Source organism: Streptosporangium sp. DT93 (assembly GCF_049844535.1).
Classification (GTDB): Bacteria; Actinomycetota; Actinomycetes; order Streptosporangiales; family Streptosporangiaceae; genus Streptosporangium.
Map to the genome: position 1 here is coordinate 208,284 of NZ_JBNCLF010000007.1, position 22,829 is coordinate 231,112.

Annotated in this window: 18 protein-coding genes; 3 read left to right on the forward strand and 15 right to left on the reverse strand. The window is 72.4% G+C overall.

The features are described 5' to 3' along the window. Positions 1-83 precede the first annotated feature (83 nt). The 11 genes from ACLQ2R_RS17925 to ACLQ2R_RS17975 form a co-directional block, all read right to left on the reverse strand. A complete protein-coding gene (locus ACLQ2R_RS17925; protein ID WP_425960911.1) occupies positions 84-2,360 on the reverse strand; it encodes a [protein-PII] uridylyltransferase in 2,277 nt (758 codons plus the stop codon). 3 nt (positions 2,361-2,363) lie between these two features. Then, positions 2,364-2,702 (reverse strand): P-II family nitrogen regulator, encoded by a 339-nt coding sequence (locus ACLQ2R_RS17930; protein ID WP_344888200.1) that lies wholly within the window; start codon positions 2,700-2,702, stop codon positions 2,364-2,366. Further along, on the reverse strand, positions 2,699-4,012 hold the full coding sequence (locus tag ACLQ2R_RS17935; RefSeq protein ID WP_425960914.1) for an ammonium transporter: 1,314 nt from the start codon (positions 4,010-4,012) through the stop codon (positions 2,699-2,701). Before ACLQ2R_RS17935 ends, ACLQ2R_RS17930 begins: the two co-directional genes overlap by 4 nt. Positions 4,013-4,819: 807 nt before the next feature. Next, the gene (locus ACLQ2R_RS17940; protein WP_425961156.1) at positions 4,820-7,060 is read right to left on the reverse strand and encodes a glycoside hydrolase family 9 protein; all 2,241 of its coding nucleotides are present in this window, start codon (positions 7,058-7,060) and stop codon (positions 4,820-4,822) included. 168 nt (positions 7,061-7,228) lie between these two features. Further along, positions 7,229-7,534 carry a hypothetical protein gene (locus tag ACLQ2R_RS17945; protein ID WP_425960916.1) on the reverse strand — a complete coding sequence of 102 codons (306 nt, stop codon included), beginning with the start codon at positions 7,532-7,534 and terminating at the stop codon, positions 7,229-7,231. 504 nt (positions 7,535-8,038) lie between these two features. Next, on the reverse strand, positions 8,039-8,977 hold the full coding sequence (locus tag ACLQ2R_RS17950; RefSeq protein ID WP_425960918.1) for a sigma-70 family RNA polymerase sigma factor: 939 nt from the start codon (positions 8,975-8,977) through the stop codon (positions 8,039-8,041). Between the two features lie 197 nt (positions 8,978-9,174). After that, positions 9,175-10,356, reverse strand: coding sequence for an imidazolonepropionase (gene hutI, locus ACLQ2R_RS17955; protein WP_425960920.1), 1,182 nt, complete (start codon positions 10,354-10,356; stop codon positions 9,175-9,177). After that, entirely contained in the window at positions 10,353-11,714 is a 1,362-nt protein-coding gene (locus tag ACLQ2R_RS17960) for a formimidoylglutamate deiminase (RefSeq protein ID WP_425960922.1), read from the reverse strand. The genes hutI and ACLQ2R_RS17960 overlap by 4 nt, the downstream gene beginning before the upstream one ends. Next, entirely contained in the window at positions 11,702-12,868 is a 1,167-nt protein-coding gene (locus ACLQ2R_RS17965) for an allantoate amidohydrolase (protein WP_425961157.1), read from the reverse strand. Before ACLQ2R_RS17965 ends, ACLQ2R_RS17960 begins: the two co-directional genes overlap by 13 nt. A gap of 100 nt (positions 12,869-12,968) precedes the next feature. Continuing rightward, positions 12,969-13,655, reverse strand: coding sequence for an SDR family oxidoreductase (locus ACLQ2R_RS17970; RefSeq protein WP_425960924.1), 687 nt, complete (start codon positions 13,653-13,655; stop codon positions 12,969-12,971). 120 nt (positions 13,656-13,775) lie between these two features. Beyond that, on the reverse strand, positions 13,776-14,105 hold the full coding sequence (locus tag ACLQ2R_RS17975; RefSeq protein WP_425960926.1) for a hypothetical protein: 330 nt from the start codon (positions 14,103-14,105) through the stop codon (positions 13,776-13,778). 37 nt (positions 14,106-14,142) lie between these two features. On the opposite strand from ACLQ2R_RS17975, the gene ACLQ2R_RS17980 reads away from it, so the two are divergent. From ACLQ2R_RS17980 to ACLQ2R_RS17990, 3 genes are all read left to right on the forward strand, one after another. Then, on the forward strand, positions 14,143-14,673 hold the full coding sequence (locus ACLQ2R_RS17980) for a PadR family transcriptional regulator (RefSeq protein ID WP_425960928.1): 531 nt from the start codon (positions 14,143-14,145) through the stop codon (positions 14,671-14,673). 105 nt (positions 14,674-14,778) lie between these two features. Next, positions 14,779-15,738 (forward strand): ATP-binding cassette domain-containing protein, encoded by a 960-nt coding sequence (locus ACLQ2R_RS17985; protein ID WP_425960930.1) that lies wholly within the window; start codon positions 14,779-14,781, stop codon positions 15,736-15,738. 16 nt (positions 15,739-15,754) lie between these two features. After that, positions 15,755-16,504 (forward strand): ABC transporter permease, encoded by a 750-nt coding sequence (locus ACLQ2R_RS17990; RefSeq protein ID WP_425960932.1) that lies wholly within the window; start codon positions 15,755-15,757, stop codon positions 16,502-16,504. Positions 16,505-16,557: 53 nt separating this feature from the next. Here the strand turns inward: ACLQ2R_RS17990 and ACLQ2R_RS17995 are convergent, their stop codons facing one another. The 4 genes from ACLQ2R_RS17995 to ACLQ2R_RS18010 form a co-directional block, all read right to left on the reverse strand. Beyond that, positions 16,558-17,382 carry a MurR/RpiR family transcriptional regulator gene (locus ACLQ2R_RS17995; RefSeq protein ID WP_425960934.1) on the reverse strand — a complete coding sequence of 275 codons (825 nt, stop codon included), beginning with the start codon at positions 17,380-17,382 and terminating at the stop codon, positions 16,558-16,560. Positions 17,383-17,444: 62 nt separating this feature from the next. Then, a complete protein-coding gene (hutU, locus tag ACLQ2R_RS18000) occupies positions 17,445-19,100 on the reverse strand; it encodes a urocanate hydratase (RefSeq protein ID WP_425960936.1) in 1,656 nt (551 codons plus the stop codon). A 405-nt stretch (positions 19,101-19,505) separates the two neighbouring features. Next, on the reverse strand, positions 19,506-21,233 hold the full coding sequence (locus tag ACLQ2R_RS18005; protein WP_425960938.1) for an ABC transporter ATP-binding protein: 1,728 nt from the start codon (positions 21,231-21,233) through the stop codon (positions 19,506-19,508). A gap of 324 nt (positions 21,234-21,557) precedes the next feature. Further along, entirely contained in the window at positions 21,558-22,799 is a 1,242-nt protein-coding gene (locus tag ACLQ2R_RS18010; protein WP_425960940.1) for a beta-ketoacyl-[acyl-carrier-protein] synthase family protein, read from the reverse strand. Positions 22,800-22,829 lie beyond the last annotated feature (30 nt).

Here is a 22,829-nt window from a genome sequence, read left to right on the forward strand (position 1 = left end):
ACCACAAGGTCACGCATAAGAATCAGCAAAACCGACATATCGACTTTAATCGTTACGAAGGCGACGAGAAAGGACCTCCCCGCTCAGCGCAGGGCGGCCAGCACCTGATCTCGCACCTGTGCCCGCTGGGCCTCGTCGGTCAGCGGGCGCCCGGCTCTGTCGACCACGTAGAAGACGTCAACCGCCTCTGCGCCGAGAGTCTCCACACGGGCGGCCCGTACGTCAAGGCCACATTCACCAAATGCTCTACCTATCCGCCACAAAAGCCCCGGACGGTCGTGGGCCCGTACCTCGACGACGGTCGCGGTGTTCGACGCGTCGTCCACCAGGTTCACCCGGGGCGGCGCCACCGGCACCCGGGCCGGGCGCATCGACCTGGTCCTCCTGGCCAGGCGCTGCTCGATGTCGAGCCGGCCGGCCAGGACCAGCCGCAGATCGGCCTCCAGGGTGGCCGGATCGGGCGGGGAACCGTACTCGGGGACCACCGAGAACTCGATCACGGCGGTCGCCCCGGCCGAGGCCGCCGAGGCGGCGCGGACCACCATCCGGTGCGCGGCCAGCACCCCGGCGGCACGCCAGAGCAGCCCGGAACGGTCCGGCGCGACCACGGTGACCGCTCCCCCGTTGACCCTCACCGCGCCGCCGCCGTGACGGGCCAGGGACGCCTGTTCCACCGAGAGCGAGGGCGCCGGACGCAGCGGGGTGCCCGAGAGCGCCGAACGGACCCGGCGTACCAGATCGGCGACCAGCGAGGCCTTCCAGGAGTTCCAGGCCGCGGGTCCCGTGGCGTGGCCGTCGGCCACGGCCAGGGCCGCCAGCAGTTCGAGGACCTCGCGCGAGCCGACCGCCCCGGCCACCCGGGAGATCGTCACGGGATCGTCCAGGTCGCGGCGGGTCGCGGTCTCGGGCAGCAGCAGGTGGTGGCGGACCACGGTCTCCAGGACGTCCACGTCCGCCGGGGGCAGGCCCATCCGGGCCCCGATGTCGCGGGCGACCACGGCGCCGGTGGTGGAGTGGTCCCCGGGGTAGCCCTTGCCGATGTCGTGCAGCAGCGCCGAGATGAGCAGCAGGTCCGGCCGGGAGACCTCCCGGGTGAACGACGCCGCCCCGGCCGCGGTCTCGATCAGATGCCGGTCGACGGTGTAGCGGTGCACCGGGTTGCGCTGCGGGCGGTACCGGACCCGCTCCCAGTCGGGCAGCAGGCGGACCAGCATCCCCGCCTGGTCCAGCTCCTCCCAGACCGGCACGGCCGCGCGCCCCGCGCCCAGCAGCGCCACCAGCGCGTCACGCGCCTCGTCCGGCCAGGGGGTGGGCAGCGGCGGCGACTGCGCGGCCAGCGTGGTGACCGTGGCGGGCGCCAGCGGCAGCCCGGCCTCGGCCGCCGCCGCGGCGGCGCGCAGCACCAGGACCGGGTCCGTGCGCGGGTCGGCCCCGCGGGCGAGCACGACCTCCCCGCCGTGCTCGACGACCCCGTCGGCCAGCGGACGCCGCCCGCGCGGCGCGGGCCCGGCCAGCAGCCGGTCGACGGTACGCCACGTGGCGTCGAAGGAGTGCCCGATCGTCCTGGCCGCCTCGGCCAGCCGGCGCATCAGCGCCTCGGCGTCGAGCAGCCCGAGCATCCCGGCCACCGCGTCCTGCTCCTGCAGCACCAGCCGGTCGGCGCCGCGCGCGGTCACCAGGTGCAGGCCGTGCCGGACGTCGAGCAGGATCTCGTGCGCCTCGCGGACCCTCGGCCCCGGGGCCGAGGCGACCCAGGCGGCCGCGACCGCCTGCATCGCCTGCACGTCGCGCAGGCCGCCACGGGAGTCCCTGAGGTCGGGCTCCAGCAGGAACGCCAGCTCCCCGCTCGCCTCGGCCCGCTTGTCCGAGGCCTCGCGCAGCTCGCCCAGGCGGCGCCGGGAGTCGGCCCGCCACTCGGCGAGCACGATCTCGCGGGCCGACCGTGTCAGCTCCGGGTCCCCCGCGACGTGCCGCGCCTGGATCAGCCCGAGGACCGCCTTGAGGTCCTCCCTGGCGACCTTGGCCGCCTCGTCCACCGTCCGTACCGAGTGATCCAGCCCCACCCCGGAGTCCCAGATCGGGTACCAGATCCGGTCGGCGATGCGTGCCACGTCGTCCCGGCCGTCGTGCAGCAGGACCAGGTCCAGGTCGCTGCCGGGCGCGAGCTCGGAGCGCCCCAGGCTCCCGACCGCGACGAGCGCGACCCCGTTCAGGGCACCGCGCTCGTCGTTCCTCGTCGTTCCCCCGTTGGACCCGTACGGCGTGCCGCAGGCGGTCCGGACCAGGTCCGTCAGCCAGCGGTCGACGTCCGCGGCCCGCTCCCTGCGGGCCGCGGCGTACGAGCGAGTGTCGCCTCTCACCGGTTAGAGCGCCTCGGGTCCGCGTTCCCCGGTACGAACCCGGATCACCGTGTCCACCGGGACGGACCAGACCTTGCCGTCACCGATCTTGCCGGTCTGCGCGGCCTTGACGATGACGTCGATCACGTCGTCGGCGTCCTCCTCCTCGGCGAGCACCTCCAGGCGGACCTTGGGCACCAGGTCGACCTGGTACTCCGCCCCCCGGTAGACCTCGGTGTGCCCGCGCTGGCGGCCGTAGCCGCTGGCCTCGCTGACCGTCATTCCCTTGACCCCGAACTGCTCCAGGGCCGCCTTCACGTCATCGAGCTTGAACGGCTTGATGATCGCGGTGATGAGTCTCATGCGTCCACCTTCTTAGACGCCGGGGTGAGGACCGGACCGTTGACGGCGGCCACACCCGAGGAGTGGATGGTGCCGAGGTCGTAACCGGTCTCGGCGTGGGAGGTGATGTCGACGCCGGTGACCTCTTCCTCGGCACCGATCCGGAAGCCCATCACCTTATCGATGATCTTCGCGATGATCCAGGTGACGATGAAGGAGTACGCGCCGACCGCGACCGGGCCGAGGATCTGCAGGCCCAGCTGCTTGAGGCCGCCACCGTAGAACAGGCCCTCGCTCTGCTGGTCGAGGACAGGGTAGGCGGCGAGGAAGCCCAGGGCGACCGCGCCGACCACACCGCCGACCAGGTGCACGCCGACCACGTCGAGGGAGTCGTCGTAGCCGAACCGGTACTTCAGGCCCACCGCGAAGGAGCAGGCCGCGCCGGCCAGCAGGCCGATGACCAGGGCCGCCCAGGGGTCGACGAAACCACAGGCCGGGGTGATGGCGACCAGGCCGGCGATGGCGCCGGAGGCGACGCCGAGACTGGTGGCGTGCCCGTCGCGGATCTTCTCGACCAGGATCCAGGCGCCGGCGGCGACCGCCGCGGCGATCTGGGTGTTCATGAAGGCCAGACCGGCGGTGCCGTCGACCGCGAGCTCGGAGCCGGCGTTGAAACCGAACCAGCCGAACCACAGCAGGGCCGCGCCCAGCAGCACCAGGGTCAGGTTGTGCGGCCGCATCGGCTCCTTGCGCCACCCGGAGCGCTTGCCGATCACGAGCGCGAGGGCCAGTGCCGCGGCTCCCGCGTTGATGTGGACCACGGTGCCGCCGGCGAAGTCCTCGATGCCGAGGCTGAACAGCCAGCCGTTGCCCCAGACCCAGTGGGCCACGGGGAAGTAGACGATCGTCGCCCAGACCACGGTGAACAGCACCCAGGCGCCGAACTTGGCGCGGTCGGCGATGGCACCGCTGATCAGCGCCACGGTGATGATCGCGAAGGTGAGCTGGAAGGCCGAGAACACCAGGCTCGGCATGCCGGTCCCGTCGTCCTTGGTGGCGGTGTCCACCAGACTCTGCAGTCCGAGGGCGTTGAAGCCGCCGACGAACTTGTTGACGAGCTCGCTGCCGTTGTCCGTGAAGGTCAGCGAGTGCCCGTACAGCACCCACGCGACGGTCACGGTGATGATGCTGGCGAACGACATCATCATCATGTTCAGGACGCTCTTGGCCCTGGTCATTCCTCCGTAGAAGAACGCAAGACCCGGGGTCATCAGCAGCACCAGCGCGGTGGCTGTGAGCATCCAGGCAGTGGTGCCGCTATCGATCTTCATTCGACGCGACCCTCCCTTACAAATGGCGTGTGGCCGGTTTCACAGTCGCAGTGATCGCTTCCTGGGCTCCATCGACCGGCCGCGCACTGACGTTGCGCCACAGCGTGTTCTTCCACGGTTTCAGGGTGCGACCTTGTGTGTTTCGCGTCTGTGAATCTCGGCTCCGCGGTGTTTCGGGAGAGTTTCGGACCATACATGGTTTGACTTCCAGATGACCCGAAGAACGGTCACGGTGAGCGTTTCCCCCGGGATCCCCGCGAGCCCGGACGACCACGAGCGACCGGGCTCCACGGTGGCCATCCCTTCCCTACCCAGGGAAGCGGCCCACCGTACCCGTGACGACCGGCGAGAACCCCGGACGGGACGATCATCCAGGAACGACCGGTCCGCCCGGTTTTCCGGATCGTGTCCGGAAGCACCCATCGGTCTTTTCGGTCACCCGTGGCCCCGGTCCGGGCGTTTCGGTCCTGTGATCACCGATGGGCGGCCCGGCGCCTCACGACGACGGAAGAACGGCGCTCCAAGGCCCCGGCCTCCGGCGCGGTGCTGTTCCACGACCGTGGAGGATGCCGTCGTCACGGCTCGGGATGATCGCGGGTCGTACCCGCGTGGAGCCCGCCGGCCTTGCGGCACCGGCCCCGGACAGGGTCGGGCCCGCGTCGGGGGCGAGCACCCGGCGTCGCGTCGCCGGGTGCCGGTCACCCCGCCGCCGGCACGAGGGCCGGAGCCCAGGGCGACCTCACGAGACGAGGGCCACGCCGGTGCGGAACGAACTCGGCTCCGCACCGGCGGATCTCCCCCTTCCGGTTACCTGGCGGTGCAGGTCACCGTGGCGGGGACGGTGTTGGCCCCGGTGCCGTTGAAGCCGAAGGAGGTGGTGCCCCCCGGAGACAGCGCGCCGTTCCAGGACAGGTTGGTCACGGTGACGGCCGAACCGCTCACGGTGTGCGCGCCGCTCCACAACTGGGTGATGGTCTGGCCGCCGCTGAAGGTCCACGCGACGGTCCAGCCGGTGAGCGCGGCGGTGCCGGTGTTCTTCACCTCGACGCCGGCCCCGAAACCGCCGGGCCACTGGTTGGTGACGGCGTAGGTCGCGGCACAGGCCTTACCGCCCGGCGTCGGGGTCGGAGTAGGCGTCGGGGTCGGGGTGGGCGTAGGCGTCGGAGTCGGAGTCGGCGTGGGCGTCGGCGTCGGCGTCGGCGTCGGCGTCGGGGTGGGCCCGGTGCCGCCGGCCTTCTCCGCCGTCCAGGCACTGACCCAGGCCAGGACCGCGTTCCAGTTGACGGCGACCTCGTTCACCGACCAGGCGTCGATGTCGTCCAGGTAGCACTTCTGCGGCCGGCAGCCGCTGAGGCGCTGCTGGGCGACCGGGTCCTCCAGGCCGCTGTTGGGGCCGCCGGCCAGGGCGCCGGGCGGGGCGATGGGCAGGGAGGAGTTGACCTGGTTGGCCCAGAACCGGTGGTGGACGTTGCGGGCGGGCTTGTCGCCGTAGCCGGTGACGTAGGAGTAGCCCGTCGGGTTGCGGCCGAGCTGGTACGCCATCGTCTCGAACACCCCGGTGCGGAACCGCTCGGCGCCGGTGAAGTCGTGGGCCAGGGCCAGCAGGACGGTGTTGTTGAGGATCAGGTTGTTGGACCCCCAGATGTAACCGCCGCCGGTCGGCTGGAAGGGCACCGGGTAGCCCTGGCCGCGCATCACGTTCAGCAGGCCGTCGGCGGCGGAGACGAAGGAGGCCCGCAGTTGCTGGCCGATGGAGGAGGTCAGGCCGTTGGGCACCAGCGCCAGGGTGATGTCACCCAGGCTGCCGACCTCGGCCCACAGGGCGCCCTCATTGCTGAAACTACGCCCGTAGTACAGCGAGGAGGAGGTCAGGTCGGTGCGGTATGCCTGCTTGCCGGTGGTGGCGTACAGCTCGGCGGCGGCCCAGTAGAACTCGTCGGTCACCTTGCCGTCGGCGTAGGAGCCGCCGCCGGTGCCGTCGGAGGCCGGGGCGAACCGCGAGGGGTTGGCCTTGGCCGCGGCGTAGGCCTTCTCGGCCGCGGTCAGGCAGCGGGCCGAGAACGTGGAGTCGATGGACGCCCACACCCGGGCGCACTGGGCGGCCGAGGCGGCCAGGTTCAGGGTGGCGGCGGTGCTGGGCGGCGACAGCACCCGGGCCTGGGGGTCCTGGGCGGGCAGCAGCGGCAGCCCGGTCCAGTCGGTGTCGTGGATCTTGTGGTGGACCATGCCGGCCAGCGGGCGGCCGTCGGGGACCTGCATCTTCAGCATGAAGTCGATCTCCCAGCGGGCCTCGTCCAGGATGTCGGGGACGCCGTTGCCGCGCTCGGGGATGGACATGGTGCCGTCGGCGAAGGCGCCGGTGTCGGCGCCGGGGACGTTCCTGGCCCGCTCGTAGGCGTTGACCAGCTGCCAGGCGGACATGCCGCCGTTGACGACGTACTTGCCGTGGTCGCCGGCGTCGTACCAGCCGCCGCGCACGTCCAGCCGGTAGCCGCAGTCGCTGCGGCACGGCACGTTGTTGTCGCCCTGGTTGGGGGAGACGTTCAGGTGGCCGGCCGCGCGGGCGTACTGGTTGCCTCCGGCGTACTGGGAGGTGATCGCGATGCCGCTGCGCTGGTGGTAGAAGAACGCCAGCGCGTCGTAGGGCAGCTTCTTCCAGGCGGCGGTGCCGATGTCGAAGGGGTGGCTGGACTCGTTGTTCACGGTCAGCGCGTAGCCGGTGCCGGTCCCGGTGTAGGGCGAGAAGTCGATCTTGTGGACGGAGTCGCCGGAGCGGGAGTCGGCGCCGAAGACGGTCGTGGTGCCACTGGCCACCACCTGGTCGGAACCGTCCAGCAGGCTCCAGGCGAGCGGCGATCCCGAGTTGCTGATCACGGTCGCCTGCTTGGCCGCGCCGGGCGCGTAGGCGACCTGGTTGACCTTGATGTTCTGGCCGAGCGCCGGTCGTACGACGGCGTGGGCGGTCCCTGTGGTGGCGGCCGCGGTGATCGAAACCGCGGCCAGGGCAGCGGCCAGGGCCGCCGCCGATAGCCGCATCCGGCCTGACATGTTCACACGGAATCCTCTCGACCTGTGCTGTGCGGGCTTCACATCTTGGAACCCCAGGCCGGGAAGAGACAGCCGCCGCCATCGCGGAAAGTGTTCCGCGCAGCTCACAGCGTCGGTGCCGCCGAATGATTTTGTAACTTTCACGAAAATTTCTGCCCGGCCCGGCGGTCAACTCCCCCCGGCCTCTCCGCGCAGGCGGTCGGCGTGCCGGGCCTGGTTGCGCAACGCGTGGCGCAGGAACGTCTCGATGAGTTCGAGCTCGGCGACGCCGAACCGGAGAAACTCGGCCCGGGCGTCGTCGGCGATCGGCCCCCAGATCTCCTGAACGCCTCCTCGGCCCCGTTCGGTCAGGTGCACCAGCACGCGGCGCCGGCCGGCCGTGTCACGGACCCGTTCGGCCAGCCCGGCCCGCTCCAGCCGGTCGATGGCGTGGTGGTGGCCCCCCGCACCCCGCACCCGTATTTCACGTCTCACGTGGGGAGCGCGGTGAAGCACCCCGCATCACCACGCCCCGCCCTGCGCTCCTTCCCGAGGCGACGCTTCAGCTACGGCGACCCGCCCTTGGGGACCCCGTACGGATCGCTTCAGCCGACCGGAGCACACCCGGCGGCCCGGAAGAGAGCGACTACGGCCCGCACCCGCCACCACCGAGGCGATGAAGCGGAGGTGGGCGGGTGGTCCGGCCGGCGTACAAGAGCCCGCGACCATCGCGCCCGTACGGCCGGAGGCCGCGATCACAAGACCGCCACTGAGACGGCCGGCCGGACCACCCGCCCACCGCAGCGGCCCCCCGACCCCGGCCACCAAGAAACCCGGAGACCACCAAACCCGGCCACCACGAAACCCGGAGACCACCAAACCCGGCCACCACCAAACCCGGCCACCAAGAAAAACCGGCCCCCACGAAAGACCGCCTCCCGGCGGAGACAAAAAGATCCGGCACGGTCCACACAGGAACCGTGCCGGATCAGAAGCGGCTCAGGCGGCCGTGGCCATCTTGCGCAGCCGGGCCAGAGCGTCACGCTCGATGCGCCGGGCGCGGTCGCGCCCGATGCCGTAGCGCTCGCCGACCTCGGTCAGCGTGTGCTCGCGGCCGTCCATCAGGCCGTACCGCCAGCGGAGCATCTCCCGGGTCTGCCCCTCCAGCCCGGTCAGCCACTCCTCCAGGCGCTCGCGCTCCAGGATGTCCATGGCCTGCTGCTCGGGATCGGCCCACGTGTCGTCGGCGATCATGTCGCCCAGCTCGGTCTCGTCCTCGTCCCCCACGCCCAGCTGCAGCGAGACCGGGTCGGAGGCCCAGCGCCGGAGCTCGCGCACCCGCTCGACGGGAAGCTCCAGCACCGCGGCCAGGTCGGCGTCGGTCGGCTCCTGGTCGAACTCGGCCAGCATGTCCCGGCGGACCCGCATCAGCCTGGTCATCTGCTCACCCGCGTGGGTGGGCAGGCGCACCGGACGGGCCTGCTCGTGGATGGCGCGTCCCACGGACTGCCTGATCCACCAGGTGGCGTAGGTGGAGAACTTGTAGCCCCGCCGGTAGTCGAACTTCTCGACCGCGCGCACCAGGCCCAGGTTGCCCTCCTGGACCAGATCGATCAGCGGCATTCCCCGCCCGGAATATTTGCGCGCGACGGCCACCACAAGACGTAGATTGGCCTGGATGAATTCGTCCTTGGCCCGTTGCCCGGAAACAGCCAGTCGTTCGAGCTCCTCATCGGCGGCGTCCGCGATTCGCGGCTCCGCCGACCCACCGTCCAGCAACTGCTCCGCGAAGAGGCCCGCCTCGATCCGCTTGGCGAGCTCGACCTCCTGCTCCGCGGTGAGCAGGGGCACCCGCCCGATCTCTGCCAGGTAGGTCCCGAGCAGGTCCCGATCCGAGACGTGCTGGTCCTGCGTCCGATTCCCCGTCGGCCTTGCCATCCGATGGCACCTCGCTCCGCCTGCTTATGACGGGCCCACCCGCTCGTTCGACACCCCGTGCGGCTGGACACATCGCTTGTCTTTTCAACGGGCGGATCATGGCAAAGATTCCCTCAAGAAGTACGTCTGGAGAACGGTTCTGAATTCCTCCTCAGGGAGGATGCCTCCCGTACTCCAGCGATCCCATGGAAACCCCGTCAGACCAGGCGGCGGCCGTCCTTCCACACCTGCGTCACCAGCGGCACTCCCGGCCGGTAGGCGAGGTGGACGTACGTCGGGGCGTCCAGGATCACCAGGTCCCCCCGGGTCCCCACCCTCAGCGTCCCGACGTCGCCCCGGCGCAGCGCCCCGGCCCCGCCGTGCGTGGCGGCCCTGATCGCCTCCACCGGCGTCATCCCCATCTCGCGGACGGCCAGCGCCACGCAGAACGGCATGGAGGAGGTGAAGGAGGAGCCCGGATTGCAGTCGGTGGCCAGCGCGACCGTCACCCCGGCGTCCAGCAGGCGGCGGGCGTCCGGGTAGGGGGAACGGGTGGAGAACTCGGCGCCGGGCAGCAGGGTGGCCGCCACCCCCGACGAGGCCAGGATCGAGACGTCGTCGTCGGTCAGGTGGGTGCAGTGGTCGGCCGAGGCGGCGCCCACCTCGGCGGCGAGGCGCACCCCGGGCCCCGGCCCGAGCTGGTTGGCGTGGACGCGCGGCATCAGCCCCGCCTCCATCCCGGCCCGCAGGATCTCCTCCGACTGCTCGGCGTCGAAGGCCCCGCGCTCGCAGAACACGTCGACCCAGCGGGCGTGCGGCGCGCACGCCGTGAGCATCTCCCCGGTGACGAGGCTCACGTACTCCTCGGCCGAGGAGGCGTCCTGCGGGACGACGTGCGCGCCCAGGTAGGTGGTCTCCGCGGTGAACCCGCCCGCGATCTCCAGGCAGCGGCGCTCGTCCTCGACCGTGAGGCCGTACCCGCTCTTGATCTCGACCGTGGTCGTCCCCTGGGCGAGCATCTCGGCCACCAGCGTCGCGGTGCGCGCCACCAGTTCGGCGTCGGAGGCGGCACGGGTCGCCGCGACCGTGGTACGGATCCCGCCCGCCGTGTAGCGGCGGCCGGCCATGCGGGCGGCGAACTCGGCCGTACGGTCCCCCGCGAAGACGAGGTGGGCGTGGCTGTCGACGAAGCCGGGGATCACGCAGCGCCCGTCCACGTCGATCCGCTCGTCGGCGTCGGGCGCCGATCCGGCGTGCCCGACCCACGCCACGTGGCCGTCCTCTACCACCAGCGCGGCGTCGTGGATCTCCTCGCGCGCGGGGTCGCCCGTGTGGAGCAGGCCGATGCGGTCGAACAGCGTGCTCCCGACCGGCCGTCCCCCGTCCGTGACGCGCCTCATGACGCGTTCTCCTCTCGTGTCGCGGCGATCGCCCCGGCGAGCAGGGCTCCGACGTCGCCGAGGACATGGTGCCCGTCCGAGACCACGTGACGGCCTCCCGAGACCACGGAGTGCACGTCGGCGGCGGTGGCGGCGAAGACCACGGTCTCGGCGAGGTGCTCGGGGGAGGCGCCGGCCGTGCGGACCGAGTCCAGGCGCAGCGAGACCAGGTCGGCCCAGGCGCCGGGGACGAGCACGCCCGCGCCGGGGAAGCCGAGCGAGTCGTGCCCGGCGGCGGTGGCGGCGTGCAGCAGTTCGGCGGCCGCCCAGTGGCCGCGCCGTTCGCTGGCCAGCCGCTCGTTCAGCTCGACCGCGCGGGCCTCCTCGAACAGGTCGACGACCGCGTGGCTGTCCGAGCCGAGCGTGATCGGCGATCCCGCGCCGGACAACGTCCTGGCCGGGCCGATGCCGTCGGCGAGGTCGCGTTCGGTCGTCGGGCACATGCACACACGGGTGCCGGAACCGCCGAGCAGCGCGACGTCGTCCGGCGACAGGTGGGTGGCGTGCACGGCGGTCGTGCGGGGCCCCAGCGCGCCGTGCGTCTCCAGCAGCCGCACCGGGCTCATGCCGTACGCCTCCTCGCAGGCGGCGTTCTCGGCCCGCTGCTCGGAGACGTGGGCGTGCAGCGGTACGGCGTGGCGCCTGGAGAGGTCGGCCACCACGGGGATCTGCCCGGCCGGGACCGCGCGGACCGAGTGCACGGCCACGCCGATCTCCACGTCCCGCTCGCCCCGGTGGCGGGCCGCGAGGTCCTCCACCCGCGCGGCCCACCGGTCGGCGTCGCCGTCGCCGAACCGGAGCTGGACGCCGCTCAGCGGGACGCCGGCGCCGCCGGTCAGGTAGCAGGCGTCCAGCAGCGCGATGCGCAGCCCGGCCTCGCGCGCCGCCTGGACGAGCACGTCACCCATGACGTTCGGGTCGTCGTAGGGCCTGCCGCCCGGGGTGTGGTGCAGGTAGTGGAACTCCCCCACGCAGGTGATCCCGGCCAGCGCCATCTCGGCGAAGGCCGCCCTGGCGAGGGCGAGGTAGGAGTCGGGGTCGAGCCTGCCGGCGACGGCGTACATCCGCTCGCGCCAGGTCCAGAAGGTGCCTCTCTCGCGCTGCGTCGCCCCGCGCAGGGCGCGGTGGAAGGCGTGGGAGTGGGCGTTCGCCAGGCCGGGCAGGGTCAGCCCCGCCAGGCGGACGGCTCCCGGGGGCGGGGACGCCGTCCCGGTGCCGATCCGGGTGATCACCGTGTCCGTGACCGTCACGAGCACTCCCGCGACGGCCCGGCCCGGTGGCAGCCAGGCCAGTTCGCACCAGTAGGTCAGCTCCCGCACAGATCCTCCAGGACGGCGGCGAGGACGGCGACCCCGGCGTGGCAGTCCGCCCTCTCGGCGTGTTCTTCCGGAGAGTGAGAGATGCCCGTCGGATTGCGGACGAACACCATCGCGCCGGGAACGCCCGCGGACGCGAGGATCCCGGCGTCGTGCCCGGCGCCGGTCGCCAGGACGGGGGCGCCTCCGGCGACGGCCGCGATCCGCTCCCGCAGCACCGCGTCGAAGTCCACGAGCGGGGTCCAGGACTCGGCGACGACCTCGGCCCCGGAGAACTCGGTCACCTCGGCGACCAGTGCCCTGACCGCGTCCTCGTCGCCGCCCCTGGCGTCCAGCCAGGCGCTGACCAGGCCGGGGACGGCGTTGGCGTTGTTGGGCGACACGCGCGTCCTGCCGAAGGTGGCGACGACGCCGTCGCTGCGCTCTGCGGCCTGCCGGGCGTGCAGCACGGTACGGGCGAAGGGCAGCATCGGGTCGTCGCGGTCGGCCAGGCGGGTGGTGCCCGCGTGGTTGGCCTGGCCGTGGAAGTCGAAGCGCCAGCGGCCGTGCGGCCAGATGGCCGAGGCGACGCCGACCGGCGCGTCCCGGTGGACCAGGTCCCGGCCCTGCTCGACGTGGAGCTCGACGAAGACGCCGATGTGGCGCAGGGTCTCCTCGTCGCGGCCCAGCTCCTGCGGGTCGCGTCCGGCGCGGCGCAGCACCTCGGCCAGCGAGTCGCCCTCGTCGTCGGTCAGAGCACGGGCTTTGCCGGGGTCGAGGACGCCGGTCAGCAGGCGGGAGCCGATGCACGGGACGCCGAAGCGGGCGCCCTCCTCGTCGGTGAAGCAGGCGATCCCCAGCGGCCGGGAGGGCCGGAAACCCCGGGCCCGCAGCAGGTCGAGGGCGGCGAAGGCCGACACCACGCCGAGGGGGCCGTCGAAGGCGCCGCCCTGGCGCACCGAGTCGAGGTGGCTGCCGGTGACCACTCCCGGGGTCGCCGAGGGGTCGCCCCACCAGGCCCACAGGTTGCCGTTGCGGTCCTGCCGGGTGTCGAGGCCGCGCCTGGCCGCCTCCTGCCCGAACCAGAGCCGCAGTTCCAGGTCGGCGGGTGACCAGGCGTCCCTCAGGTAGCCACGGGTCCGGTCGTCGCGTCCGAGGTGCTCGATGGCACCCCACATCTCGTCGAACACCCTCCCATTATGTGAATGAACCCATTCATTGGCGAGTCTCTTCCGCCCGAGGCCTTCGGAAGGGTGCTTCGGCGACCGGGAATCGCGCTCAGCTCGACGGACCCGCCGAGGGCCGGACGGTGATCTCGGTGACGTGGGCGTCCGGGGACGCGGTCAGCGCCGCCATCGCCGCCCGGGCCACCGAGTCCGCCTCCAGGTACTTCTCCGGCTGGTACGGGCCGCCCTCCTGGTCGCGCACCCCGCGCTGCATGTCGGTGTCGACCCGCCCGGGGTAGACCGTCGTCACCCGCAGGCCCGGCTCCTCCTGGCGGAGCACGTCGGCGAAGGCGCGCAGCGCGTACTTGCTGGCCGAGTACGAGCCCCAGCCGGGGCTGGTCCGCTGCCCCGACCCGGAGTTGACCAGCACCACGTGACCGCCCGCCGCGCGGAGCGCCGGGAGCAGCAGCCGGGTCAGCTCGGCCACCGCGATCACGTTGACCTCCATCGTGCGGCGCCACACCTCGGCCGGGGTCTCCTCGACGCGGCCCAGGGTCACCACTCCGGCGCTGTGCACGAGCACGTCGAGCCGGTCGATGCCGGCGACATCGGCCTCGGTGACGGCGGTGAGCTCCACCGGCCAGGGGCGGGCGCCGGGCAGGCCGGAGGCCACCGCGGCCAGCGCCTCGGTGTCGCGGCCGCCGAGCAGCAGGTCGTGGGCAGGGGCCAGGGCGCGGGCGATCGCGGCGCCGACCCCTCGTGAGGCGCCGGTGACCAGCGCGACAGGGCGTTCGGACATGACGATCACCCTACTCGGACCGCCGATCGTCCCTCCCCGCCGCCCGGGTCCCCCGGGACGCCCCGGCCGACCGGATCGTTCCGGCCGACCGTGCCGCCGGCCGCTCCTGACGGCCGCCGGTCACTCGGGGCGGAACGTCTCAGGCCCCGGACGCTCCAACGTCACCGCGAGGACGTTCTCGCGCGGGTATCCGATGTCGTCGGGGCGGATCCTGACCGCGTCGGCCGCCGCCTCGACGATCACACACCGGTACCACTCGCCGTCCTCCAGGAACCGCCAGTGGCCCATCAGCACCTCCAGCCCGGACCGGCGGACCTCCTCCAGCGCGTCCACCTCCGGACGAGGCTCCCCGAGCGGGTAGCCGAACACGGTCAGGGGCTCCCACCCCCCGGCCGAGGGGCGGATGAAGCCCAGCAGGGCACCGTCGTCGTCACGTCTGATCTCTCGCATGTTGACACCATACTCAAACTTGAATACAAATTTGAATATGTCCTCCACCCGCACCCTGCTGCTCGGCGTCCTGCTCGACGGCCCCCTCCACGGCTACGAGGTACGGCGCCGCCTCGAACTCTGGGGCGCCGACACCTGGGCCAACGTGGCCTACGGCTCGATCTACCACGGCCTGGCCAAGATGGCCGAGGAGGGGCTGCTGGAGATCGTCGAGCAGGGCAGGGGCGGCAAGACCGTCTACGCCGTCACCGAGGCCGGGCGGGCCGACTTCCACCAGCAGCTGATGAACAGCTGGTGGTTCGTGAAGCCGATCATCGACCCCTTCCAGGTCGCGCTCACCTTCATGGACCGGCTTCCCCCCGCCGACCTCGTCAACGCCATGGAGGCCAGGGTCGAGCAACTGCGCGCGTCCATCTCGATGATGGAGCGGGCCCTCGGCGGCAAACAGTCCTACGGAGCCCCCCGGCACGTCGACGAGTGCCTGCGGCTCAACATCCGCCAGTTCCAGGCGCAGCTCGACTGGATCGAGGAGACCGTCGGCGACGTCAGGTCCGGCAGGCTTCCCTGACCCCGCCCGCCCCGCGTACCGGCACGACGGGCGACCTTCACGGGGAACGGCCGGGTTCGCGTCCCCGTTCCCAGAACCTTTCTGCACCCCCCACCACGGAGAGTCATGATCATCGAAGCGCACGACCTGCGCAAGACCTTCACCGCCCGGCGCGGCAGAGGCGCCCCTCAGGAGGTCGAGGCCGTCAAGGGCGTCGACCTGTCCGTCGCCGAGGGCGAGATCTTCGCCTTCCTCGGCCCCAACGGCGCGGGGAAGACCACCACGGTCCGGATGCTCGCCACCCTCGTGACCCCCACCTCCGGCACCGCCCGGGTGGCGGGCCACGACGTGGTCACCGAGGCGGCCAGGGTCCGGGAGAGGATCGGTTACGTCGGCCAGGAAGGCGGCGTGGACGAGAACGCCCCCGGCCGCGAGGGCCTGGTCCTCGCCGCCCGGATCGGCGGCATGTCCCGTGCGCGGGCGAAGGCCCGCAGCGAGGAGCTCCTGGCCGCCTTCGACCTGGCCGAACTCGCCGACCGGCCCGTACGGACGCTGTCCGGCGGCCAGAAGCGCAGGTTCGCCCTCGCCCTCGGCCTGGTCAACCACCCACCGCTGTTCTTCCTCGACGAACCCACCACCGGCCTGGACCCGCAGAACCGCGTCCACCTGTGGGACGAGGTGCGCGCCCTGCGCGAGCGGGGCACCAGCGTGCTGCTGACCACCCACTACCTGGAGGAGGCCAACGCGCTCTGCGACCGGCTGGTCATCGTCGACCACGGCCGCGTCGTCGCGGAGGGCACCCCCGCCGAGCTCAAGAAGGAGGTCGCGGGCGACGTCGTCACCCTCCGCCTCGACCGGCTCTCCGAGGCCCGGACACTCCTGGACGCCGAGCCGTACGTCAGGGAGGTCCGCCAGGAGGAGGACGTCCTGCGCGCCTACCTCGACGACGGGGAGCACAACCTGCCCGCGCTGCTCCGCCTCCTGGAGGCCGGAGGGCTGCCGATCCGCTCGATCTCCCTGGAGCGGGCCACGCTCGACGACGTGTTCCTGCGCCACACCGGCCGTTCCCTGCGCGACGCGAACTGAACGACGAGGACCCCCCATGATGCGACACACGATGCTGTTCCTGGGCCACGAGCTCAGGGCCACCCTGCGCAACCCGGTCTGGCCGCTGTTCGGCCTGATGCAGCCCGTCCTGTACCTGCTCCTGTTCGCGCCGCTGGTGGCCAACACCACCGCGGGCGGCACCACGGCCGGCACGCTGCGGATGTTCACCCCCGGCGTGATGATGATGATCGCCCTGTTCGGCTCGCTCTTCGTGGGCTTCGGCATGATCGGCGAGATTCGCAACGGCTACCTGGAACGGCTCGCGGTCAGCGGCGTCTGGCGTCCCGCGATCGTGCTGGGCCGCAGCCTGCGCGACATGATCGTGCTGGTCGTCCAGGCCGTGCTGGTGATCGGGCTGGCCACGCTGATGGGCATGCGGGCCAGCCTGCCGGGGCTGGCGCTCATGCTGGTGCTGATGGCCGCCACCGGGTTGCTCGCCTCCGGCCTGTCGTACGGCACGGCGCTGGCGCTGCGCGACGAGAACGGCATGTCGCAGATCATGCAGTTCTTCGCGATGCCGCTGGTCCTGCTCACCGGCATCATGCTGCCCATGTCGCTGGCCCCCGACTGGATGCGCGCGGTCGCGCAGTTCAATCCGCTCTACCACGCGGTCGAGGCCGGCCGGGCACTGTTCGACGGCGACTTCTCCGACGGTTCGATCCCGCTGGCGTTCGGTCTCCTCCTGGCCCTGTCCGCGATCAGCCTGCGCTGGTCCGTCGGCTCGATGAAGCGGCTCGCGGGGTAGGGCGGCGAATCCGATCGGTCCGCCCGGCCGGTTCTCCCGGGGCGGCCGGAGCGTCAGCCGGGGTGCTCGGTGAAGACCCGCGCCTGCTCGGTCATCCGCTCGTACTCCTCCAGCCGGGCCTGGGTGCGCAGCGGCGCGGCGTCGGCCATGGCCTCGACCAGCACCATGGCCAGGGCCAGGGGCGCCGCGTGCGAGTCGAAGACGAGCCGCTCGCCCACGGGGGCGGCCAGGATCACGTCCGCCTCGAACGGCACGTCCGGCCGATCGGTGATCACGGCGATGCGCAGGCCCAGCTCACGGGCGGTGAGCAGGGCCCGCACGGCCTCGGCCGGGTAGCGCGGCAGGATCACCGCGAGCAGCCAGCCCGCCCCCGCCCGGCGCGCGGCGTGCAGGCCGTCGGCCAGCTCCGAGCCGCCGTGGGTGAGCAGCCGGACGTCGGGGTGGATCCGGCGGGCGAAGTAGGCGAACGTGGTGGCCAGCCCGCTGGAGACCCGCAGGCCCAGCACGGGCAGGGGCTCGCACCCGGCCAGCGTGGTGCCCAGGTCCACGATGCCCGAGGGGTCGCCCAGCGTCTCGCGGACGTTCCGCAGGTTGTCGATCTCCGCGTCGATCGCGGCCTGCAGGTCGTTGGCGCGCGACGGGGTCCGCCCGCCCACGACCAGGGGCCGCAGCGCGTGCCTGAGCTCGGGGTAGCCCGCGAAGCCGAGCACCATCGCGAACCGGGTCACCGACGGCTGGCTCACCCCGGCGCGCTCGGCGAGCTCCACACTGGACAGGAAGATGGCCTCCGCCAGGTGGTCGGTCAGGTAGCGCGCGATCCGCCGCTGGGCGGGCGAGAGCCGCCGTCCCTCCAGGAACCGATCGAGTCCGTCCGCCACGCCCCCTCCAACCGCACGACGCCCCACGGGCATTCCCGCCCCCCGCTCCCGCGGCCGGCCCGTCAGGACTCCCGCATCGGGACGCGCACGCCCCGCTCGGAGGCCACGACCGCGGCCTCGTCGTATCCGGCGTCGACGTGGCGGATGACCCCGGTGCCGGGGTCGTTGGTGAGGACCCGCTCCAGCTTCTCGGCGGCGAGCCGGGTGCCGTCGGCGACGGTGACCTGCCCGGCGTGGATGGAACGGCCGATGCCGACCCCGCCGCCGTGGTGGATGGAGACCCACGCGGCGCCGGAGGCCACGTTCAGCATGGCGTTCAGCAGCGGCCAGTCGGCGATCGCGTCGGAGCCGTCGGCCATCCCCTCGGTCTCCCGGTACGGGCTCGCGACGCTCCCGCAGTCGAGGTGGTCGCGGCCGATGACCAGCGGGGCCTCGATCTCCCCGGAGGCGACCATGTCGTTGAACCGCTCCCCGGCCAGGTGGCGCTCGCCGTAGCCGAGCCAGCAGATGCGGGCGGGCAGGCCCTGGAAGTGGACCTTCTCCCCGGCGAGCCGGATCCACCGGGCGAGCGGCTCGTTGTCGGGGAACAGCTCCAGGATCGCGCGGTCGGTCCTGGCGATGTCGGAGGCCGCCCCCGACAGCGCGGCCCAGCGGAACGGTCCCTTGCCCTCGCAGAACAGCGGCCGGATGTAGGCGGGCACGAAGCCGGGGAAGTCGAACGCGCGGCCGTAGCCGGCGAGCCGCGCCTCCCCCCGGATCGAGTTGCCGTAGTCGAAGACCTCCGCTCCGGCGTCCTGGAAGCCGACCATGGCCTCCACGTGCGCGGCCATCGACTCGCGGGCCCTGAGGGTGAAGCCGGCCGGGTCCTTGGCGCGCTCGTCGGCCATGTCCTCGAAGGCGACGCCCACCGGCAGGTACATCAGCGGGTCGTGGGCGGAGGTCTGGTCGGTGACGACGTCGATCTCGGCGCCCCTGCGCAGCAGCTCGGGCACGACCTCGGCCGCGTTGCCCTCCACGCCGATGCTCAGCGGCTCGCGCCGGTCGCGGGCGTCGTACGCCAGGCGCAGCGCCTCGTCCAGGTCGGCGGCGCGGACGTCCAGGTAGCGGTGCTCGATGCGCCGGTCGATCGAGCGGGGGTCGCAGTCGACGCAGATGACCACGCCGCCGTTCATGGTCACGGCCAGCGGCTGGGCGCCGCCCATGCCGCCCAGCCCGGCGGTCAGCGTGATCGTTCCGGCCAGGTCGCCGCCGAACCGCTTGGCCGCGACGGCGCCGAAGGTCTCGTAGGTGCCCTGCAGGATGCCCTGGGTGCCGATGTAGATCCAGGAACCCGCGGTCATCTGCCCGTACATGGTCAGCCCGGCGGCCTCCAGCCGCCGGAACTCCTCCCAGTTCGCCCAGTCGGGCACGAGGTTGGAGTTGGCGATGAGCACCCGCGGCGCCCACTCGTGGGTACGGAACACGCCGACGGGACGGCCGGACTGCACCAGCAGCGTCTCGTCGCCCTCCAGGGTCGTCAGGGTGCGTGTGATCGCGTCGAAGGACCGCCAGTCGCGGGCGGCCCTGCCCGAGCCCCCGTAGACGACGAGCTCCTCCGGATGCTCGGCGACCTCGGGATCCAGGTTGTTCTGGATCATGCGGAGCGCGGCCTCCTGCGGCCACCCCTTGGCGGTGAGCGTGGTACCGCGCGGCGCGCGCACAACCCGGCTGCCGGTCATGCCCGACCTCCCCATCGGAGATGAATGAACGCATTCATACTTGGCCACGCGGGGACCGCCGGTCAACCCACGGACGGGGTGCCGCAGGCAAGCGCGCCCACGACACCCCTGGTGGTGGCCGTAACGATCGTCACGCCCCGGCTCTCGTCCCGCACGGACGGGGTCGGGAGATCGAATGCGGCGCGCGCCCGATGGGCGCCCCGGTGCGAAGGAGAGGCTTCGCACTGGCGGGATGCCCGGTTCACCGGACGGCGAATCAATCCACCGGACCGATGTCCGCATTATTCTTTTTGAACGATATGAATTTGCACAACCGAGCCGGTGACCGTGCGATGCGTTCACCCGCCGGGTCCCGAGCGCCCGCACGAGCAGGGCCCGGGCGGGCGGGGGGCAGGGCGGCAGGGCTCAGGTGGGCAGCAGGAACTGGGTGGCGGCCAGCTCGCGGTAGAGGGCGTCGTCGGCGAGCAGCTCGTCGTGGGTGCCCACGGCCCGTACCCGGCCCGCCTCCATGACCACGATCCGGCCGGCGCCGGTCACCGTGGAGAGGCGGTGGGCGATCACCAGGACGGTCGTCTCCGACGCCACTTCCGCGATCACCTCGCGCAGCCGCAGCTCGTTGACCGCGTCGAGCTGGGAGGTGGCCTCGTCCAGCAACAGCAGCCGGGGGCCGCGCAGCAGGGCCCGCGCGATGGCGACCCGCTGGCGCTCGCCGCCGGAGAGCATGATCCCGCGGTGCCCGACCCGGGTGTCCAGGCCCTCGGGGAGGCGGGAGACCAGCTCCTGGAGGTGGGTTCGGGCGAGCACCCGCCGGATGGCGGCCTCGTCCACGCCGGGCGCGGCGAAGACGAGGTTCTCCCTGAGGGTGCCGTCCAGCACCGGCGCGTCCTGCTCGACGTAGCCGAGGCAGGCGCGCAGCTCGGCCAGCGGCCAGTCCCCGATGTCGCGGCCGTCGATCCTGATCGACCCGGCCTGGCGCTCGTAGAACCTCTCCAGCAGGGAGAAGACCGTGGACTTGCCCGCCCCGGACGGCCCCACCAGGGCGGTCAGGCCGCCCGCGGGCACCTCGAAGGAGACGTTTTCGTGCACGACCGGCCTGTCGTCGCCGTAGCGGAAGGCCACCCCTTCGAAGACCACCCCGGCCGGTGCCCCTCCGGACCGGTAGAGCGCGCCGTCGGCCGCCTCGGCGGGCAGCTCCTCGATCTCGCGGATCCGCTCGGCCGCGGCCAGGCCGTTCTGCAGCTGCGTGACGCCCTGGACGAGCTGGCCGATGGGGGCCACCAGGTAGAACAGGTAGAGCAGGAAGGCGATCAGGGAGGAGACCTCCAGCGAGCCGGAGGCGACGCGGGCGCCTCCCACGCCGAGCACGGCCACGAACGCGAGCTGAGCGGACACCCAGGCCGAGATTCCGGCGATGGAGTTCAGCCAGGCGACGGCGATCCCCCGGTCGCGCGCCTCGCGGGCCGCCGCGCCCACCGTGGCGATCTCCCGCTCCTCGGCGCCGCTCGCCTTGACCGTGCGGAACGCCTGAAGCACCCGGTCCAGCACCGCGCCCATCTCGCCGACCGCGGCCTGCGCCTGGACGGACGCCTCCCGGATGCGCGGCATGATCAGGCCGACCATGCCGCCGACCAGGACCAGCACGCCGAGCGTGATGAGGAGCAGCATCCCGTCCATGATCGCCATCAGCACGATGGCGCCGATCAGCATGAACACCGAGCTGACCATCTCGACGACACCGTTGGTGAACACCGCCCGCAGCAGCGTGGTGTCGGAGGTCACGCGGGACATCAGGTCCCCCGGCTTGAGCCGGTCGACCTCCGGCACCCGCAGCCGCAGGATCCGGTCGACCAGGCGCCGGCGGGCCGAGAAGACGATGCCCTCGCCCATCCGCTCCATCACGTAGTTGCCCAGCGCGCCGATGGCCGCGCCCGCGAGCACGGCGGCGGTCAGGCCCAGCACCGGGCCGAGCAGGGAGCTTCGCTCACCGAACGCGTCGATGACCGCCTTGGCCAGCAGCGGCATCGCGAGCCCGGCCAGCGAGCCCACCAGGGTGAGCGTCCCGCCCAGCAGCAGTGCCCGACGGTGCGGCCGTACGTAGGCGGCGAGCAACCGCCAGGACGCGGTCTCGGGCAAAGCGGCCCCCTCCGTGACGACGTGATCGGCCTCAGGCCGCCCTTCTTGTCTACCGCGCATACGTCCGCTCCGAGCGTCTCGTCCCTGTCCCGTCGCCGGGAATCGATGGCGTCAACATAGGTTGACGAAGCCGTCGCCGTCAACTTCAATTGACACGAAGAGGGGTGCACATGGACGTGGACACGCCGGACGGGGAGGTGAGCACGACGGGCACGCGCACGGGGCACACGCACGGGGCACACGCGGACACGGACTGACACGGACGCGCGGGGGGCCGTGGGGGAACCGGGGAATTCCACGAAACCACGAAACGCCCCGGGACGGTCAGGAGCGCGGCGCGGGTCTCAGGACCAGGCAGGCGTTGCTGCCGCCGAAGCCGAAGGAGTTGGACAGCACCGGGGCTGCGGGGACGGGCCGGGGCTCGCCGTGGACGAGGTCGAGAAGGTCGGCCTCGGGACCGCCGGTGAAGTTGGCGGTCGGCGGGACCAGTCCCTCGCGGGCCGACAGCAGGGAGATGACCGCCTCCAGCGCCCCGGCGCCGCCGACGAGGTGCCCGGTCACCCCCTTGGTCGAGGTCACGACGGGCCTGGCGCCGTCGAAGCAGGCGTACAGGGCCGCGGCCTCGGCGCTGTCGTTGTGGGGGGTCGAGGTGCCGTGCGCGTTGACGTGCCCGATGTCGGCGGGGCCGAGCCCGGCGTCGCCCAGGGCCGCGCGCATGCATTCGGCCGCGACGGAGCCGTCCCGCAGCGGTGCCACGATGTGGTTCGCGTCGCAGTTGGCCGCGTACCCCGCGACCTCGCCGTGGACGCGGGCGCCACGCGCGCGGGCGAGGTCGGCGCGTTCCAGGACGAGGAAGGCCGCCCCCTCCCCCATGACGAAGCCGTCGCGGTCGGCGTCGAACGGGCGGCACGCCCGCTCGGGCGCGTGCGTCCGCTCCGACAGCGCGCCGACGCGGGCGAAGGCGTGCATGGCGAGCGGGGAGAGCAGCGCGTCCAGGCCACCGGCGACGGCCGAGTCGACCACGCCGGAGCGGATCGCCCGCAGCGCCTCGCCGATCGCGGTGGCCCCGCTGGCACAGGCGGTGTTGAAGGTCAGGCAGGGGCCCCGGAAGCCGTACCTGATCGCGATGCGCGAGGCGGTCGAACTGGACATCAGCGACGGGACCGCGTGGACGGGGACCTTCTCCCGGCCCAGCGTGTGCCCCACGATCAGGCTCTCCAGGGTGGCGAACCCGCCCCCGCCGGTCCCCAGGTAGACCCCGCACCGCCCGGCGGGCGGACCGCCGTCGGCACCGCGGCCGACGCCGGCGTCGGTGAGGGCGTCGATCGCCGCCGCGAGCCCGATCCGGGCGGTACGGTCGAGCGTCCTCAGCTCGCGCTCGCCGAAGTAGTCCAGCGGCTCGAACGGGACCAGCGGGCACCCGATCGTGACCGGCACCTGAGCGTCGGCGAGCCCGGGGATCTCGGTGGCGAGCGAGGTGCCCGCGAGCACCGCGGCGAAGACGTCCGCGGTCGTGTTGCCCGCCGGGCTCTTGACGCCCATCCCGGTGACGACGACCCGCGTCACCGCGCCGTCACCGCGCCCGTCGTCATGCCG

Bases quoted from the DNA above. Each gene is read 5' to 3' on its own strand.
- ACLQ2R_RS17965 (WP_425961157.1), bottom strand. From the start codon at position 12,868: ATGTGGGGTGCCATCGAGCACCTCGGACGCGACGACCGGACCCGTGGC.
- ACLQ2R_RS17970 (WP_425960924.1), bottom strand. From the start codon at position 13,655: ATGTCCGAACGCCCTGTCGCGCTGGTCACCGGCGCCTCACGAGGGGTC.
- ACLQ2R_RS17930 (WP_344888200.1), bottom strand. From the start codon at position 2,702: ATGAGACTCATCACCGCGATCATCAAGCCGTTCAAGCTCGATGACGTG.
- hutU (WP_425960936.1), bottom strand. From the start codon at position 19,100: ATGACCGGCAGCCGGGTTGTGCGCGCGCCGCGCGGTACCACGCTCACC.
- ACLQ2R_RS17975 (WP_425960926.1), bottom strand. From the start codon at position 14,105: ATGCGAGAGATCAGACGTGACGACGACGGTGCCCTGCTGGGCTTCATC.
- ACLQ2R_RS17990 (WP_425960932.1), top strand. From the start codon at position 15,755: ATGATGCGACACACGATGCTGTTCCTGGGCCACGAGCTCAGGGCCACC.
- ACLQ2R_RS17950 (WP_425960918.1), bottom strand. From the start codon at position 8,977: ATGGCAAGGCCGACGGGGAATCGGACGCAGGACCAGCACGTCTCGGAT.
- ACLQ2R_RS17940 (WP_425961156.1), bottom strand. From the start codon at position 7,060: ATGTCAGGCCGGATGCGGCTATCGGCGGCGGCCCTGGCCGCTGCCCTG.
- ACLQ2R_RS17985 (WP_425960930.1), top strand. From the start codon at position 14,779: ATGATCATCGAAGCGCACGACCTGCGCAAGACCTTCACCGCCCGGCGC.
- ACLQ2R_RS17980 (WP_425960928.1), top strand. From the start codon at position 14,143: ATGTCCTCCACCCGCACCCTGCTGCTCGGCGTCCTGCTCGACGGCCCC.
- ACLQ2R_RS17935 (WP_425960914.1), bottom strand. From the start codon at position 4,012: ATGAAGATCGATAGCGGCACCACTGCCTGGATGCTCACAGCCACCGCG.
- hutI (WP_425960920.1), bottom strand. From the start codon at position 10,356: ATGAGGCGCGTCACGGACGGGGGACGGCCGGTCGGGAGCACGCTGTTC.